Annotated in this window: 16 protein-coding genes and 1 pseudogene; 5 read left to right on the top strand and 12 right to left on the bottom strand. The window is 41.0% G+C overall.

The annotated features are described in order from the left end of the window. Positions 1 to 38: 38 nt before the first annotated feature. The 3 genes from BUB38_RS13610 to BUB38_RS13605 all read right to left on the bottom strand — a co-directional run bounded on the left by BUB38_RS13610 (position 39) and on the right by BUB38_RS13605 (position 2,108). Entirely contained in the window at positions 39 to 629 is a 591-nt protein-coding gene (locus BUB38_RS13610; protein WP_073161286.1) for a hypothetical protein, read from the bottom strand. Positions 630 to 1,218: 589 nt separating this feature from the next. Further along, a complete protein-coding gene (locus BUB38_RS16430; RefSeq protein ID WP_175547692.1) occupies positions 1,219 to 1,380 on the bottom strand; it encodes a hypothetical protein in 162 nt (53 codons plus the stop codon). Between the two features lie 185 nt (positions 1,381 to 1,565). Then, positions 1,566 to 2,108: a Panacea domain-containing protein gene (locus tag BUB38_RS13605; protein WP_073161285.1), complete on the bottom strand. Its 543-nt coding sequence runs from the start codon at positions 2,106 to 2,108 to the stop codon at positions 1,566 to 1,568. 468 nt (positions 2,109 to 2,576) lie between these two features. On the opposite strand from BUB38_RS13605, the gene BUB38_RS13600 reads away from it, so the two are divergent. The 3 genes from BUB38_RS13600 to BUB38_RS13590 all read left to right on the top strand — a co-directional run bounded on the left by BUB38_RS13600 (position 2,577) and on the right by BUB38_RS13590 (position 5,242). After that, positions 2,577 to 3,899: an AAA family ATPase gene (locus tag BUB38_RS13600; RefSeq protein ID WP_073161284.1), complete on the top strand. Its 1,323-nt coding sequence runs from the start codon at positions 2,577 to 2,579 to the stop codon at positions 3,897 to 3,899. A 7-nt stretch (positions 3,900 to 3,906) separates the two neighbouring features. Next, positions 3,907 to 4,554 (top strand): RloB family protein, encoded by a 648-nt coding sequence (locus tag BUB38_RS13595; protein WP_073161283.1) that lies wholly within the window; start codon positions 3,907 to 3,909, stop codon positions 4,552 to 4,554. Between the two features lie 127 nt (positions 4,555 to 4,681). After that, on the top strand, positions 4,682 to 5,242 hold the full coding sequence (locus tag BUB38_RS13590; RefSeq protein ID WP_073161282.1) for a hypothetical protein: 561 nt from the start codon (positions 4,682 to 4,684) through the stop codon (positions 5,240 to 5,242). 143 nt (positions 5,243 to 5,385) lie between these two features. Here BUB38_RS13590 and BUB38_RS16120 read toward each other — a convergent pair whose 3' ends face one another. From BUB38_RS16120 to BUB38_RS13555, 8 genes and pseudogenes are all read right to left on the bottom strand, one after another. Next, the gene (locus BUB38_RS16120; protein ID WP_139258462.1) at positions 5,386 to 5,736 is read right to left on the bottom strand and encodes a hypothetical protein; all 351 of its coding nucleotides are present in this window, start codon (positions 5,734 to 5,736) and stop codon (positions 5,386 to 5,388) included. Next, positions 5,736 to 6,299 carry a Panacea domain-containing protein gene (locus tag BUB38_RS13585; protein WP_083542211.1) on the bottom strand — a complete coding sequence of 188 codons (564 nt, stop codon included), beginning with the start codon at positions 6,297 to 6,299 and terminating at the stop codon, positions 5,736 to 5,738. Before BUB38_RS13585 ends, BUB38_RS16120 begins: the two co-directional genes overlap by 1 nt. A 331-nt stretch (positions 6,300 to 6,630) precedes the next feature. Then, a pseudogene (locus BUB38_RS13580) lies at positions 6,631 to 6,816 on the bottom strand (transposase); the annotation flags it as partial. 87 nt (positions 6,817 to 6,903) lie between these two features. Continuing rightward, positions 6,904 to 7,188 carry a hypothetical protein gene (locus tag BUB38_RS13575; protein WP_073161280.1) on the bottom strand — a complete coding sequence of 95 codons (285 nt, stop codon included), beginning with the start codon at positions 7,186 to 7,188 and terminating at the stop codon, positions 6,904 to 6,906. A gap of 122 nt (positions 7,189 to 7,310) precedes the next feature. Then, positions 7,311 to 7,589, bottom strand: a complete 279-nt coding sequence (locus BUB38_RS13570) for a hypothetical protein (protein WP_073161279.1) — start codon at positions 7,587 to 7,589, stop codon at positions 7,311 to 7,313. A gap of 82 nt (positions 7,590 to 7,671) precedes the next feature. Further along, positions 7,672 to 8,226, bottom strand: a complete 555-nt coding sequence (locus BUB38_RS13565; RefSeq protein WP_073161278.1) for a GNAT family N-acetyltransferase — start codon at positions 8,224 to 8,226, stop codon at positions 7,672 to 7,674. Further along, the gene (locus tag BUB38_RS13560; RefSeq protein ID WP_073161277.1) at positions 8,208 to 8,426 is read right to left on the bottom strand and encodes a hypothetical protein; all 219 of its coding nucleotides are present in this window, start codon (positions 8,424 to 8,426) and stop codon (positions 8,208 to 8,210) included. The genes BUB38_RS13565 and BUB38_RS13560 overlap by 19 nt, the downstream gene beginning before the upstream one ends. Before the next feature lie 327 nt (positions 8,427 to 8,753). Then, on the bottom strand, positions 8,754 to 8,990 hold the full coding sequence (locus BUB38_RS13555; RefSeq protein WP_139258460.1) for a hypothetical protein: 237 nt from the start codon (positions 8,988 to 8,990) through the stop codon (positions 8,754 to 8,756). 283 nt (positions 8,991 to 9,273) lie between these two features. Between BUB38_RS13555 and BUB38_RS13550 the strand changes: the two genes are divergently transcribed. Together BUB38_RS13550 and BUB38_RS13545 are read left to right on the top strand one after the other, a co-directional pair. Next, positions 9,274 to 11,988, top strand: coding sequence for a hypothetical protein (locus BUB38_RS13550; RefSeq protein WP_073161275.1), 2,715 nt, complete (start codon positions 9,274 to 9,276; stop codon positions 11,986 to 11,988). Then, positions 11,989 to 14,526, top strand: a complete 2,538-nt coding sequence (locus tag BUB38_RS13545; RefSeq protein WP_073161274.1) for a hypothetical protein — start codon at positions 11,989 to 11,991, stop codon at positions 14,524 to 14,526. A gap of 93 nt (positions 14,527 to 14,619) precedes the next feature. On the opposite strand, the gene BUB38_RS13540 is transcribed toward BUB38_RS13545, so the two are convergent. After that, positions 14,620 to 15,390, bottom strand: a 771-nt coding sequence (locus tag BUB38_RS13540) for a transposase (RefSeq protein WP_175547691.1), incomplete at its 5' end; no start/stop codon positions are given.

Below are 15,390 nucleotides of genomic sequence, written 5' to 3'. Positions count from 1 at the left end.
TTGTTCACTATTAAATGTACGCAAACGCAGGACGGTTGTCAATACCCCCGGCGCATTTTTTTGAAAAATATTTCGCGGGGGCGCGCCGGCGACCCCGTGGGCATCTTGCGCCCCGCATCCAGCAACAGCCCTACCTCAACGGATTCTTGTCGCTCTTGTACCACTTCATGAATTCGGCGATGCCGTCGTGAAGGCTCCAGTAGGGCTTGTAGCCGCATTCCGCCTCGAGTTTCGCGGTGTCGGCGTTCGTCTGGTAAACATCGCCCGGCAGCATCAGCAGGAATTCCTTCTTTGCGGGCACGCCGTTCGGGCATTCCGCAGCGATAGCCGGTGGCCTCCTCGATGGCGGCAAGGATTTCCAGCTTCTTCGGTTCCGCTACTTTTCCTGTTCCAAAATTGCCGAAGTTTTTTTGTAGAATCAAGAGCGCAGCGGCTTCAGCAAGTGCCTTTTCTTTCCGAGCGAGTTCCGCCTTGAGCTTGGCAACTTCATCCTCATGCTGTTTTACGGACATCACGTTTCCGTCACCAGAGTTCTCCATTGCGGACAGGGACAAGTCTCTCCAGGACTGAAGCTCGGTAAAGGAGACCCCGTTCTCTGCACAGAATTTTTCCAGTTCGTCGATGCCCATGCCCTCGGATTTTGCGACGAGGCTGAACTTGCTGAGGGTTGTATCGGTAGTTTTTTTTGGACATGAGTATGCGGATTACATTCATCTACGTGATTCAAGAAATCAAACCCATTCTTTTGGTAGAATGGAATCGCAGCCAAATACGCATCTACAGTAAGGAATCTACAATGATTTAGCAAATGGAGCCGACTGATTTAAAATGAAGTCATTCAAATCAGCATCGCCACAATCAAATGCTTTAACAGTTTCCGAAGATTTAAGTTTTAGAAATTTAGGGACAATCACACCTGTCTGAAACAAGGATCAACACCTCCATTTGCTTCTTCGAAAAAAAACTAGCCGAACAAGATCGGGGTTTCTCGTATTTCACGAGCCATAAGTACCTCTTTTTCCAAAAGCAAATCTAGAATCACTAACCCTGCCGCATCAAGGGATACAAATTAGGGTTGATCATTTTGCAAACAACTGTTTGCATGAGTGTCGCGACCCCACGTCATCCTGAGCAAAGCGAAGGATCCATTCAAAAGAATTATGAAAGCGTTATAAAAAAAGCCAGGAAGAACCTGGCTTAAAACATGATGTTGGAAGTTCAACCTAAGGATGAATCGAAGAACTTTTTCTGGAAATCTCTCAGAAGCTTACTGTCAGAAGCAGCGAGAACAATCTTATCCATCGTTCTGGTATCAACATTGCCTATACGGAAAACCTGGCCGTTCTTCATCAAATTTTTGAATTCCTCAATAGTCTTCACGAATAGGCTAGAACAATCAACATAGTTGAGTTTCTGGTCCCCTCTTCGGATAAGGTTTAGAGTTAATGGTAACAAGACCAACCTTTCCGGAAAGTTCGTTCACAAACACAAGCATTTTCTGGTGTTCACAATTAACAATCGTTCCTGTCATTGAACGAACGACATCACCTTGTACAAGTTCTTCATCAGCCATCGTTAACGTTCAATGCAGAAAGTGTTTCACGCTCATTCTTGACAATTTCACGGATTTCTGCATCGGCATCAATTTCATCAAGGATTTCACTCATACGAATAGACGTATTCTCCCCTTCTTTCCAAGCGGAATTCCAAGCAGAAGCGTGAGACTTCTGGACTAGGCTCGGAAAAGAGAGGGAAGCATTTTCATCCATGGATTTTTGAAGAAATTCAACATCAGACTCAGAGAGGTACTCCCTGTCGCTTTTCTTTGAAATATCAAAGAATCCATTCTCGTACTTTGTGAACACTCGCAATTCAGGCGAGCAGTTACCCTTGATTATATCATAAAGGGCTGATGGCACAGGGCCATAATTCATAGCAATATAAGTATCACCAGTAATTGAGCAACCATACTGCTTAAGGTGATGTAAATCAGCAAACCAAAGAATCTTGAACAGTTTGTGGATACGCCTATCCTGATCAGGAAGACGTTCTGCAACCCACAAGGCCGCATTCAATAAAACATCTGTTCCATATATCGGATTAATCATTGGACATTTACCACCTTAAACACAATGTACATTTTTACAGACTCCTCCCGCAGCCTACAAGCGAAAAAGGTTGCACGAAACAACGGTTTTGCCCCAATACCAATGCACCAGCAATAGCACAGGCGCTACCCTTGAATCTAATGTTATGGGCATCTACCTTTTTAAAGAAAACTGTGACCCAACCTTCAAAATGGAAAGTTGAGCCAGAGTTTTTGATCTATGGATTATACAATTCTACGATAAGAAAATCCTCCGTTTCTTATAAGCTTGACCGCAGTTTGATTGCGGATGGGCATAAACATTCAAAGAATATAGTGTCATGGAAGGTTTTTCTACAAATCTTTGCATCTTTTTCTTGTCATTTTACAACTATTTTTTAATAAAATTTGACAAATTTAAAAAAAATATTGATATTTATGTCGGTAATTTGCTAAATTTGGCTTGAAATTTTCACGAAGGAGGACTTGAATGATCATAAGAGCTTCGTTTGAGAATATTTATTCATTTAATGAAGAAACAAGCATAAGTTTTGTTGCAGGAAAAAGTGACAACCTTGAGGAACTTGTTGTTCGAGCCCAAAAGAGAGATGAAATCTCCCTTCTGAAATCTGGTATAATTTATGGTGCAAATGCTTCGGGCAAAAGTAATGTCATAAAGGCAATTCATCTGCTCAAGGAAATTGCTTGTGGAAAGTGGCCCGCAAACCTTATTGAACCATTTAAACTAAAAGGACCCGATAACGAACCTTCTAGAATTGAAATTGAATTCAAGTCTGGGGCAAAATATTTTGCTTACGGAATGAAATTCAATATTCAGGGCGTTGTTGAAGAATGGCTTTATGAAGTTAAGGCGCGTTCTCAGAAAAAGGTTTTTGAACGTACTGTTAAACCGGGAGAAAACAGCATCTCGCTGGGAGAAAAGAAACTTAATACAGAAACTGCAAAGTTTATCGAATTCCTAGCAAAGGCAACGCCGTCAAAAAAGAGTTTTCTATCTGAATACAATAGCAGGAACGGTGAAGGCATTGACTCTATTAAGAACGCTTATAGTTGGTTCGACGAAACTTTGCGAATCATATTCCCCGAATCTAGATTTCAAGGTTTGTCCTTTAAAATAGAAGAAGACAAGAATTTCGAAAAATCATTCAATTCTCTGTTAAAGTACTTTAATACCGGCATCGACCGGATTAAACGTATTCCGATAAATAAAGAAGAACTCAAGCTGTCTAGCGATATTGTTGCCGAAATACAGTCTGAACTAAAACCTGATAGTAAAAACATCGTCTTTTCTGGAAATGGAGAGGATTTGTATTTCTTCGAAATGGCTGAAGATGGATCGATAAAGATTTCTATGCAGAAAACCATCCATAAGGGATCGGATAATAAGGAATACACCTTTAATATGCACGAGGAATCGGATGGGTCTATTAGATTATTCGACCTTATTCCTATGTTGATTATGCTGAAACTGGGCAACTATGTTTTCCTGGTTGATGAAATCGATAGAAGTCTGCATCCAAGACTTTCGTACCAAATTTTTGACTTCTTCTTGCAAAGACTTGCTCGAGATAGCGAGAGCCAGCTGATCGCAACAACACATGAAAGCAACCTTCTCGATACGAAAATATTTAGAAGAGATGAAATCTGGTTTGTGGAAAAAGAGAAGAACGGCGCTAGCCACGCAACATCTCTAGCAGAATTTGATTTTAAGGAAGACATAAAGAAGGGCTACCTACAAGGTCGTTATGGAGCCATTCCATTCTTTACATCGCCTGTGAATCTTAAACTATAGGGATAGAATGCGAAAATTTAAGGGTTATGGAAGGACTGAAGGCGGTAAATCATCACGTCTAGTTGTGATTGCCGCAGAAGGTCGTTACACTGAGAACATCTATTTCGAAACAGTCAAAAACAGTCAACGCGCAGCCAATGTTCATGTTGAAATTCTGAAAAGGGACAACAATAGTTCAAGCCCGGAAAACGTTGAACAGCAGCTTGAAACTTTCGCCAAGGAATTTGACCTTGACAAAAAGGATCAATTGTGGCTGGTCATCGACAAGGACAAGTGGCTTGATAAAACATTGTCCGAAATAGCAGCTCGCTGCGAACAAAAAGAATATATGCATTTTTGCCTTAGCAACCCATGCTTTGAGCTATGGCTGCTATTGCATAAGATTGACGTTTCTCAGATTAGCGACTCGGAGAAACAGAACCTTTTGGACAACAAGAGAGTATCAAAGAGTGGAGACCCGTTGCTGAAGAAGCGTCTTCGTGAATTGATGGGGGCATATTCAGAATCATCCTATGATGCAGAATCTTTGATGCCTTTTGTTCAAGATGCAATTAAACGAGCGGAATCTTTGGATGTAAATGTCAAGGATCGTTGGCCGCAAGGCCTGGGAACTAGGGTTTACTTGCTGGTAAAGAGCATTATTGACCAACAATAAAATATTTTTGCCCGGCAAGACTCTAGGCTTGCCGGGCGATGTTCTTATATGCGCTTCTCTGAAAACGCAATCAACTCACATTTTGTAATCTACTTTTGGCAGGACTAGACAAGCAAATGAGGAAAATATGAACCAGAAAAATACATTCTCTGTCGAATCCTTCCTAGTATCAATTATTGATACGGAAAATAAAGTAGAACAGCTTAAAGAATTAGGAATAAAGCTTTCTCTTGATAAGGAAATCGAACTTCGCAGATTTATTCACAACAATCTTCGAGACGTTCTATATGCGCATCAAAAAGAAATTGAAGATTATGGAATAAAAATCTTCAATCTAGAATGTCAAATATATGAAATATGGTCTAATGTTTGTGGAATCGGGCATGACGACAATTGTTTGGAGAAAATAAAAGATTATTTGCCAACGACAGACAATCCCATGTTCGATACTCAAAGAAAATATAAAATGGAACTTTCGTATTCTGAAATTATGATACTTGCAAAAGCATTTTCATATGCATCGGAAAACAGCTTTGACGGATACCCGAATGATTGCGTGTTTGCCGAGTTTAGCATGCGTCATTTTTTTAGCGCGGCAGAAAAGTTGTTAGACGAAAACGACCAAAGTGGACGAGAAATACTTCTATACGCACGACAACGCGCATGTGGAAATACCTCGGAAATCTAGAAACCTTGCTATGGGCGGCCCGGCACAACAGTGCCGTCGCGCTTTATGTTGCGGGACCGTTTCGCCGCCAAGGCGACGCCCCGCCCCTCACGCGCAGTTGCTTCTTTTTAATGGCTTGATAAACCTGCATTTTCCCGAGGGAATCAGTGACTCATAATAAACTGATAACATTCATACGGAATAAAGTCCGACATCCTTGCACCATTACGCATCCGTTCGTACAATTCATGAGAAACATCTTTTTCTAAGCGATTACGAGGAATCAAAGAATACTTCTCAATTTTTGCTCTCTTGTAGGGAATATATGAGGTATGCTCAACAGAGCTATGATCCCCTGGATTTAGAATGCATGTCGTTTCTTCCGAAGGTAAACCATGATATGTAGAACGATTAACCACCAAAACATCATCATTGGAATCAACATGGGTAATCACAAAATAGCGATGCGTGGTCTTATCATCAAAACGAGAAAAACTTTCTTCAAGATTACACATTAAGCTAGTTCCCGCTCGTAGAGTTCAATTTCTTCAACAGCCGCATTAATTTCATCTTCGCTTTTGCCCAAAGCAAGCATCATTTTTCTGAGAGAAATCGGACGAGAAGAACCATTGGGGTCTTCCCACTCGGGAAGCTTATGCATAACCTCGTTAATAAGAGCCCATCGATCCCAATTGCCATATTTTTCAACAACATCGTCAATGACCTTCATTTCGGCCCGAGAAAGTTTGTTGATTTTTTCCATGGCAAAATTTTCATTCATACGAATATCATTGAAACTTGTGCTAAAATATTCGTTCCACGTTTTCTGAAGATTTTCACAAGAATCATTTCGAATAAGATTCAAAAGTCTAGAAAGAACCGGGCCCTTGGGCATAGAAACAAAATCATCATTAGAAATGGTGCTGTCATACAGTTCCACGAACTTTCGATCCGAAAGATACATCAACTTTATAAGCATGATGTACTTCATGGAATCGACATCAAGCTTTTTCATGATATAGGCAGCAAAGCCAACTAGTTTTTCTATGTCAAAAAGCACCGAGAAAACTCCAATCATTTCACTCCCCCAATATACATTTTGTAAATGACCATGTTCAACACACCTCCTTCCATTTCTTTGGATTCCTCAAACATAAAAAGAACCCCGGCTCGCAAAAGCTACACAAATGTACACTAACTCAAATAAAAAAGCAAGCCCATCAAAATTTTTTTTCATTTTGCAAACAATAGTTGACAAAATTTTATTCCAGCTATTTTCCACATAGGGGCTCCCCAATAAACTGCTACAGCAATTTCCTCTTCACACGGCCAAGGATGCCGCGAATTTTCCTGTATATGCAAACATGCCGCGGCGGGAAGGGTCCCCTTCCTGGAAGACGGCCTTACCATTTTTTTGAGAGAGCCTCCTGAACGATTTCAGCCTTGAGACGTTCCTCTGCGTACATTTTCTTCAGCTGCGCGTTTTCGCGTTCCAGCTCCTTGAGGCGGGCGATGAGGGAGGCGTCCATGCCGCCGTACTTTGATCGCCAGCGATAGTAGAGTGCGGAACTGATTCCGTGCTCCCTGCAGATTTCCCGGCAATTTTCAGGCAATATGTCCGCTCGGGTTGTTCAGTTAAAAGTTAATTCGTCATCCCGCCTTTGGCAAGTGTATACGGTGCTTTAAGCAGACTGTTTCTTCAATTTTATAGAACTTTCTCCTTCCCCCAAAGCGTTCGGGATGCAGTTCTCTAGATCTTTCCAGCAGGGCGTTTCGACGATCGAGAATTTCCTGATGGTAGCCAAAATGGACTGCGCAAGGCGGCAATAGATCCAGGCCTGAATGCAGGTGTTCATTGTTATACAGATGCTTTCGGCAAAAGCGTTGTCGTTACTCGTGTGCGGCCTGCTGTGGCTGGACATCACATGCCGCATTTCGAATAGCGACTTTAGATCCTTGCTCCGCATTGGCTTCCCGTTGTCCGCATGGACGAGCAGCGAAATGTTCTGGTCAGGACAACGCTTCTGGATTGTTTCCGCAAAAAGAAGTTCCGCCAGTTTTCCGTCTTCCCTTGTATGCAGACTCCAGCCTACGATATACCTTGAGCGGCTTCAGCAAGTGCCTTTTCTTTCCGAGCGAGTTCCGCCTTGAGCTTGGCAACTTCATCCTCATGCTGTTTTACGGACATCACGTTTCCGTCACCAAAGTTCTCCATTGCGGACAGGGACAAGTCTCTCCAGGACTGAAGCTCGGTAAAGGAGACCCCGTTCTCTGCACAGAATTTTTCCAGTTTGTCGATGTCCATGCCCTCGGATTTTGCGACGAGGCTGAACTTGCTGAGGGTTGTATCGGTAGTTTTTTTGGACATGAATCAACACCTCCGTTAGCTTCTTCGCTATAAAAAAACTCGCCGAACAAGATCGGTGTTTCTCGTATTTCACGAACCACTTTCATTTAATGTCCATCAAATCAAAGTACATCAACCGGGTATGCGGATTACATTCATCTACGTGATTCAAGAAATCAAACCCATTCTTTTGGTAGAATGGAATCGCAGCCAAATACGCATCTACAGTAAGGAATCTACAGCCAGTCTTGTTATCCATTGAAAACAGAGACTTGATATAGTCCACAACCATCGATCCAACATGTTTTTTCCTTGCAGAAACATCAACCCCAAGGCGACATATTTTAACTGCAGGATAACATTTAAATCGTTTAGCTTGAGGAAAACCTTGATTTTTACGGAAACGATTAAACTCAGTCCTGCCCGGAAAATCTGTTATGGCAACCTTATCATTCGCCAAGCTACAAAATGCATAAACGTCACTAGCATCTTGCGGATTGACACACACATAACTTGTAGCTAGCAATGATTTAGCAAATGGAGCCGACTGATTTAAAATGAAGTCATTCAAATCAGCATCGCCACAATCAAATGCTTTAACAGTTTCCGAAGACTTAAGTTTTAGAAATTTAGGGACAATCACACCTGTCTGAAACAAGGATCAACACCTCCATTTGCTTCTTCGCGGGCGCGTTTTTCACGCATTCCCTCCTCATACGCTTTACACATGATTTCGTAATTCCGTAAGCGTCTAGCGCGAGCTTCTGGAGACTCGGTGCGTTTTTCCTGCATACGGGCTAAGAAACGGCGAGCATCCTCACCGAACAAGATCGGGGTTTCTCGTATTTCACGAGCCATAATTACCTCTTGTTTTGGTTCATCTAAATAACAGCCTTTAGGCAGGTTGGCGACCGACCGGTGGTCCCAAAAGCAAATCTAGAATCACTAACCCTGCCGCGTCAAGGGATACAAATTAGGGTTGATCATTTTGCAAACAACTGTTTGCATGAGTGTCGCGACCCCGCGTCATCCTGAGCAAAGCGAAGGATCCATTCAAAAGAATAATGAAAGCGTTATAAAAAAAGCCAGGAAGAACCTGGCTTAAAACTGATGTTGGAACGTGTTATTTTTCAAAAAAACTTGACTCTACCTCAACGAAAACATTGGTACCCACAAAGAGTTTCATTATGCCCCATACCTTTCGTCAAGATATTCGCATTTTTCTCTGCGGCAATCAACTTGAGTATCAGCCTTTATGCACCCAGTAAACTTTTCAAACAGTTTCACGGCAGCTTCGTCATCCATGGATTTTCTAGATGATACGCGTAAAGAGTCCAGGATTATGGAAATTATCTGAAGCTTATCATCTTCGCAGAGGTTTTCCACCTCCGAAATAAAATGCTGAATCTGCGTCTTTGACATAATAGCCGTTTCCCTACTCAACGTCAATATACATTCATTTTGCATCTTTTGGCACATCATACCACAAACGTCATCCACCTGCACCCCACCACGTCATCCTGAGCAAAGCGAAGGATTCAACCTTCCCACCACAATTTTGTAAATAGAAAGCCTTTTGTCTTGAAAAAAAAAAGGACGACACCACGACTAAATAAAACAAATTTTACTTCAAATATCTTACACAAAACAAAAATCTTTCATACAAAATTATATTTAGCGCGTAAAAACAAAAAAAGGGGCGATTATGCCAAATACTAAACATAACGGGACAATCAAGTACTACTACAAAGCAGAATCAAATATATACGTGGAAAATAGAGACGAAAGTAAGGATTCCGTCTTTAGCACGATTTACGAGTCGTTTTTCCAGGAACTGCAAGACTACATCGCCATAACAAATAATTCTGGGAACAATTTTGGTCAAAAGCCCAAAAACAACATTTTTGCATTCATAGGCGAAAGAGGTGCAGGTAAAACATCCTGTATGTACTCAATCACTCATATGCTTAATAAAAATGAAAATGATCTCATCTACGAAAACGAGGTTTTTGCCAAACAAAAATTCGCGGTTCTTCCATCAATAGACCCATCCTTTTTTGACAAGAACACAAACATTCTAGATGTATTTTTGGGCCAAATATTTTCAGATTTCAAAAAAGATGTCGAAAGCGGTAACGAAAATAAAACAACGCTGTCCCAAAAGCAGGATATTCTAGAAAAATTTGAAATTGTAAAAAATACGATTTCTTACATGAACCAAAGAAAGTATTCCGACGGGAATTGCCTTTCAGAAAGCGACAACGTTGAAAAACTGATAGATCTTAGCGCATCGGTCAATTTAGAAAGCTCAATCAATAAATTGATAAGCGCCTACCTAAACATCAAACAGAAAAACATTCTTGTACTCCCTATCGACGACATAGATCTTCATTCTTCATGTGGCTACGAAATGGTTGAACAGATCCGCAAATATCTAAACCATAGTAATGTCGTTATATTGATGGCTTTAAAAATCACTCAATTAGATAAAGTGGTTGAAAAGGAATTCTACAAAGAATACAAACTACTCCTCGAATCAAACAACATGAGCAGTGACACTATTGCCGACATGGCAAACAAATACCTTATCAAGCTCATACCCGAAAATCACAGATTCGAACTTCCCTCCTTCGAGAATTTATTCGATAACGTTTTAGATGTATATTTACCATATTCTAAACAAATCCCAGAAAGCAAAAGTTTCTTAGGTTCCAATTGGATAAAAGACGAAAAAAACTCTGGATATCACGCAAGATACGCTGTCACAAAGCTCATTTTTAACAAGACCCGTTATCTATTTTACCATACAAAGGGAACAACAAGCCTTATTGTACCCAGAACCCTTCGTGAATTCAACCAACTTCTGTCATTGCTCATACAAATGAAGGATAAGGAAGAATTCAAAGACAATATCGTAGAATTCAAGGAAAACCAGCAACGTTTTTCTCATTACTTCACAACATCCTGGGCAAGAAGTACACTCACCGTTACCGACAGCAATTTCATTACAAACTTATTCAACATAGCAGACATCGCAACAATCAACAAAACGGTGGTCAGACATCTTCACAATAAATACCTAGAGGATGGTAGGGGCAATCCTAAGGGTTCAACGAAGACAATAGATTTTATTTGCAATGAATTCAACACATCCTACAATATTTCTCTTGGCGACGTAAACAAAGTCATACAGTATATAAAGCAGAAGATTGTATTCCAGCAAGACAAGGCCTTTTTATTCGCCATAGAAACATTCTACTCTATGCGACTATATGATTTATACGACCTAAAAACAGAACAGGATCTAAAAACAACAACACCCCAAATTGAAGAAAATATTCGGCAAAATTCATTACTGAACAATATTTCAGATTACGACATCTTGTCTGCTGGAGACTATTTCGACACCTTTGATTACCAGCTTCTCCCCCAAACAAAGGGAAGCTATAAGCTAAGACGAGACTGGCGAGTCATTTCGTTGAAAACAATTCAAAACGAATTCAAGACTATAGAAGACAAAATAGAATCTGAATCAATCAATAATAACGATTCAATAAAAGAACTTCGCCTAATTGAGTTTTTCGCATTGATGATTTCTAGACGTTTCTACAAAAAATATCAAAACGACAACGAATATCGTAAGGTTCAAGAAATCATATGGCAAACCTCAACTAGCAACGTTGACTACGTTTGTTTTGATGTATTAGCCTTCTTTTTTAACCTGAATCATATCGAAGAGTGCTACAAGCGAATTGACGAAGATTTATATACAATCGCAACAAAAAAAGAATGCGATTCCCTATACAACAGAATTAAGAAAACTTGTATAGAAAAAAGGACAAACGGAATAGAATCCTTTGTTTCAATCCGGAATATGGAAGTATTAAATGACTTTCTGAATTCCATTGCCTACACCCCCGAAAGTAAATACCAGGGCTCTGATCGAGAAGTCATAATTAAATTCTTTAACAATGTCAATCAATACAACATTCGCAATTATCTTGAAACAAACAATGGAGATTGGCACGCTATCGAATACAACTTCGTCAAAGAATTCCAAAATGTACTAAACGAAGCCGACAACAAAACTTTCGACAAGCTTTTCGCCATACAATATTCAAAGGCTAGCTATAACGAATATAGCCTTGATGACGACGATAAAAAAATCATTTACCCCCCGTCATATGAAGTATACGAAGACATTTTTAAAGAATTCAGCTTAGCAAAAAATTACCATACAGAAGAAATTAGAGCCACATTCCGTGAAGTCTTGAAGCCTAAGGAATTCTATAATCAAAAAATGTCACAATGGATAACAAGAAATATTCCTGCAAGAGAAAATCCATGGCGCAACCCCGAAATCCAAAATCTTGTAGAAAAATTCATTGAATTCTACAAAAAAAATTATTTGGATCTCTAAATGACCAATATAGACGCAGTCCTCCAAACATATTTCGTTGATCTTGACATCAATTCCGTAGTTGAATCAGAATCAAAAATTGATAAACATAATTCAATCAGGCCTTTCTATAAAGGTCTCGAAGAAAGCTGTTTTCAAGACAATTTTTTGAAGCACAATTCCATGTACGGGACCGACGTCATATCGGCGGTTCACACCATGGCCAAGGACTATTGGTTAAAATCTAACGAGTCCAACAACGTCCATATTTTTAACATTCCTTTGGTCGCTGCCGAAAACTTTTTGCTTTGGCAAAAAGATGAACCTGTTTGCAAATACAATGATTATCTAAGTTGGAACGATATATCATCTATCGTCGGCGAAGATTTATTCACAACAGCATTTTTAGCAAGCAAAGCTGCACGGCACAACCAAAAGATTGATTCATTTGCATGGAAGCCTCACATTACTTCAGACAATACAGAACTGTCTACAGTATTAAACCAAGGGCTCAGCGAACTGCACTTTCACCTGTACGGTTCATCCCTATGCTTCTATTTAAATTGGTTGGCGTTAATGAACGCCACTGCCGAAGAAGCGAAAATCCGTCAGTCTCTTTTTGACATATCAAACGAAATGTATGGTATTGTAGAAAAAGCCCGTGCTTCTCGACTCTACCTATTCAAAGTTATTCAAAATCAAGATACAGACAAAGATCGAAGAAAATTATATCAAATTTTAAAAAGCGACAAAGCATCCATCAACATGTCATCTAGGGAACTTTGTGCTGGGATTAGTGCAGCAAAGTTCGATGCGTTTAACTATAAAGGCAAGTACGTTGATTACGCCTTGCGCAATCCAATCACATCGCAAGACATCAAAAGATATTACAACGTGCCCTTAATCGGAGAACGAAAGCTCTTGTTTGAACTTTTCAAGAGGATTTATAGTGAGTCCGAAAGCGCGTCAAAAATCTTTTTACCTTTCCATGTTTACCTACTAGCAAAAAATAAGTTCAGCCGATTCCTTCTGCAAAACGACGGCATAAAGGGATTTTCACATTTTTCTGAAATTGAACGCAGAAAATCCACTTTCATCCCAGAAAGATCCATTTACGAAAAGCTGTTTACCTTCATGGCAATCCACTGTACAGCCTGTAATCAGCCAATAACAAATTTAGAAATGAGGATTTCTCCTAAAAATTGTCATCAAAACCAAGCCCAGGCTATCAAGGAATTCGGAGAAATCATTAATAGCGAGGTATTCCGTTTAAACCAGCCAAACCTTCTTGAAAGCAAAGTCAAGGCAGGCTACATTCTTCACTTTATCAAACGGCCAGACAATAAAACAACCAAATCAAGTTCCCAAGACTGCACCATTTATTGTCGAAACCAGAATCTTAGAGAAAAAATAGCCAAGCAGGCAGCATCCTTAGCCTGGTTGATCAGGACAAATAACAGATCAGTTAAGGGGGGCATCTCTGCCGAAAAATATCCAATCATTGGAATCGATGCCGCTAGTTCCGAATTTGGCTGCCGCCCCGAAGTATTCGCCCCCATATTTAGATGGCTAAAGCAGATTCCTCGCCGAACAACTTTAGACTACCTATACCCAAAAAGGGATCTGCAACTAGGGCGCACTTTTCATGTAGGAGAAGACTACTACTCTATTGTTGACGGTCTTCGAGCAATTGATGAATGCATAACCTTCTTGAATTTCGGTAATGGAGACCGTTTAGGTCATGCGGTAGCTTTAGGAATAACACCTTATGGCTATTATAAAACGCGAAACTTTAGAATCGTGATTCCCAGGCAAGACTTACTCGACAATGCTGTATGGCTAATCAAAAAAATGGATCACTATTCTATTCCCGACAAAGGAGGGATCAAATTACGGCTCAAAAACATTTTCAGGGAACAATACCTGGCCATATATAATAAAAAAATCAGCGATTCTATCGACGACTACTATGACGCATGGTTGCTGCGAGGAGACAAGCCCTCCCCAAACATGACATCTAATGAATATATCTGGAAAAAAAACATTAGAAATAACGCTGATCCAGCTACAAACATTGCAAGGCAAAATGAAGCGGCCCTAGAAATCTATTGGAAATATCACTATGACCCCCAAGTCCGAAATAAAGGCAATCAAATTACGGAACAAGCTCTCGAAAATAGTGATATAGACATTATTGCAAGCATTCAAGAAAAAATGCGAGAAGAAATCGCAAAAAAGAAAATCGCAATAGAAACAAACCCGACATCGAATCTGAGAATCACAGATCTCGATCGATATTCAAAACACCCTGTACTAAGATTCTACAACAGGGATCTTGTTCCAAATTCAACATCATACCAAATAAACGTATCTATAAACACTGATGACCAGGGGGTATTCGCCACTTCACTAGAAAAGGAATACACCCTGCTTGCCTGCGCTCTTGAAAAGAAACGTAATGAAGATGGCCTACCAACCTATTCCGCCAAGGACATCTACAAATGGCTTGACAACATTAGAAAATGTGCTGAAATGAATTCATTCATTGACAATAGCTAAACGTGGATGCGCCCCCCCCCCCACGTCCCCCTGAGCTAAGCGAAGGATCCATTCAAAAGAAAAATGAGGCATCATCAACATGTGTGGAAGCATTTAGGCAGCCTTGCTAGATGATTCTCTCGATTCCGATTCCCATTCGTAGGCTATCTGTACATCTACATAGGAACAGCTCAGCATTATCAGCGACAGCATGTTGTTCATGTTCCTGAAGCCATAGGCAGTCCGTATCAGTAGCTTTATCTTGTTGTTCGTCGCCTCGATCCTTGCGTTTGACACGCCCAGCCTGATTGTGTTGAGGATTCCGTCGTAGTTGCGCTTGATCTTTGCGTACAGATCCTTTACTGAGCCGATGCGTGAGTGGCTTGCCCGCCACAGCCACCTGTCCAGATTTTCCCTGGCATCGGCATAGTCCATCTTCAGGATGATGCGTAGCTCCTCCTTGAGCTGGTATGCCCTGTAGAGACGCGGATAGCGGCTGGCTATGAGCTCTATTTTTCTCTGCTGGCTTTCGTTAAGGTTCTCTGGAGCCTTGCCCAGAGCGTACCTGGAGTTCTTTATCCCCTCCGCGGTGCGGTCCTTCGGGACGCTATCCTTCGTGGGCCTGCCTCGTCCCCGTTTCGGATTGCAGCGTTCCTTGCGGGCCTCCCTCCAGGCTTCCACACGGACCTTGTCCAGGGCGTCTGTCGCCCACTGTACGACATGGAAGCTGTCCACGCACCGTTCGGCATTGGGCAGGAACTCCTCGATGCTTGACCTTATCCACTTGGCCCCATCACAAGTCACAAGCTCCACGCCCTTGCGCTGCTCTTCGCTGAGTTCCCTCATGAAGATGTCCAGCACCTCCTTCCCGTAGCCCTCGTGCAC

This window comes from Fibrobacter sp. UWH5, assembly GCF_900142505.1.
Lineage (GTDB): Bacteria > Fibrobacterota > Fibrobacteria > Fibrobacterales > Fibrobacteraceae > Fibrobacter.
The sequence above is the reverse complement of the archived record's forward strand: the minus strand, read 5'-3'. Positions and strand labels throughout refer to the sequence as shown.

Coding starts and splice junctions, on each gene's coding strand:
- BUB38_RS13555 (WP_139258460.1), bottom strand. CDS start 8,990: ATGTCAAAGACGCAGATTCAGCATTTTATTTCGGAGGTGGAAAACCTC.
- BUB38_RS13610 (WP_073161286.1), bottom strand. CDS start 629: ATGGGCATCGACGAACTGGAAAAATTCTGTGCAGAGAACGGGGTCTCC.
- BUB38_RS13550 (WP_073161275.1), top strand. CDS start 9,274: ATGCCAAATACTAAACATAACGGGACAATCAAGTACTACTACAAAGCA.
- BUB38_RS16120 (WP_139258462.1), bottom strand. CDS start 5,736: ATGTGTAATCTTGAAGAAAGTTTTTCTCGTTTTGATGATAAGACCACG.
- BUB38_RS13560 (WP_073161277.1), bottom strand. CDS start 8,426: ATGGCTCGTGAAATACGAGAAACCCCGATCTTGTTCGGTGAGGATGCT.
- BUB38_RS13590 (WP_073161282.1), top strand. CDS start 4,682: ATGAACCAGAAAAATACATTCTCTGTCGAATCCTTCCTAGTATCAATT.
- BUB38_RS13600 (WP_073161284.1), top strand. CDS start 2,577: ATGATCATAAGAGCTTCGTTTGAGAATATTTATTCATTTAATGAAGAA.
- BUB38_RS13595 (WP_073161283.1), top strand. CDS start 3,907: ATGCGAAAATTTAAGGGTTATGGAAGGACTGAAGGCGGTAAATCATCA.
- BUB38_RS13570 (WP_073161279.1), bottom strand. CDS start 7,589: ATGTCCAAAAAAACTACCGATACAACCCTCAGCAAGTTCAGCCTCGTC.
- BUB38_RS13605 (WP_073161285.1), bottom strand. CDS start 2,108: ATGATTAATCCGATATATGGAACAGATGTTTTATTGAATGCGGCCTTG.
- BUB38_RS13585 (WP_083542211.1), bottom strand. CDS start 6,299: ATGATTGGAGTTTTCTCGGTGCTTTTTGACATAGAAAAACTAGTTGGC.
- BUB38_RS13575 (WP_073161280.1), bottom strand. CDS start 7,188: ATGCGGAGCAAGGATCTAAAGTCGCTATTCGAAATGCGGCATGTGATG.
- BUB38_RS13545 (WP_073161274.1), top strand. CDS start 11,989: ATGACCAATATAGACGCAGTCCTCCAAACATATTTCGTTGATCTTGAC.